Source organism: Nguyenibacter vanlangensis (assembly GCF_013376155.1).
GTDB lineage: Bacteria > Pseudomonadota > Alphaproteobacteria > Acetobacterales > Acetobacteraceae > Gluconacetobacter > Gluconacetobacter vanlangensis.
Genome location: NZ_JABXXP010001087.1, coordinates 1 through 719, shown reverse-complemented (window position 1 = coordinate 719; position 719 = coordinate 1). Strand labels below are relative to the sequence as shown.

The window sequence follows — 719 nt, the reverse complement described above, 5'->3', positions numbered from 1 at the left end:
GGTGGTGATAGGGCTTGAACGTGGATTCTTTCTCTTTGCTCATGGTACCAACCTCCTGATGGCCATTGCCGGGCCCGCCTGCCATAGTGGTTAAAGGATGCCGAATTCTTTCAATGCCGGCACGAAATTCTCGTTTTCGTGTTGGGACCGGGTCAGCTTGACCAGCGCGAAACGCTGCAGCGGCGCCAGTGCCGCCCATTCTTCCGCAGTCGGCGGGACCACGCCATCCGCCTCGGCCTGGAGACGCACGGAGTCGGGCATGCGGCCGGGCTGCTGCCAGTCCCCGAAGTCCCGCGCGGCCAGATAGCGGACCGGCTCGTCCGTCCGGGCCATGATCCGATCCAGCACGAACACGCGATAGACGTCCTGCTCGTCCTTCGTCTCGCACGGCATGTCGGCCAGCCTGCCGCGTTCTTCGTGCGACAGGCGGCTCCATTGCCGCAGCGTCATCTTGATACCGACGATGTCGAGTTTCTGCCGCGCGATCATCGGAATGCAGCGCAGGGAACCGGCAAAGTCGCGTTCGAATTCGAAGATCATGGTTGCGCCTCGTGCGTTCTTGTTCTTATGCCGTCCTCGCCCGTCTCCGATCCGTCGCCGCGGATGCGTTCAATGATAGCCATCGGCTTCCGTCACTTTTCCACGAAACACGCGATAGGAATAGATCGTGTAGGTCAGGATGATCGGCAGGAGGATGGCGGTGCCGATAAGCTGGAAGA

Annotated in this window: 1 protein-coding gene and 1 pseudogene; both read right to left on the bottom strand. The window is 60.9% G+C overall.

What is annotated here, in order from left to right:
• Nucleotides 1-90: 90 nt before the first annotated feature.
• Entirely contained in the window at nucleotides 91-540 is a 450-nt protein-coding gene (locus tag HUK84_RS21410; protein ID WP_176641949.1) for a nitrate reductase associated protein, read from the bottom strand.
• A 69-nt stretch (nucleotides 541-609) separates the two neighbouring features.
• Nucleotides 610-719, bottom strand: a pseudogene (locus HUK84_RS21405) (ubiquinol oxidase subunit II); the annotation flags it as partial.

Coding starts and splice junctions, on each gene's coding strand:
- HUK84_RS21410 (WP_176641949.1), bottom strand. CDS start 540: ATGATCTTCGAATTCGAACGCGACTTTGCCGGTTCCCTGCGCTGCATT.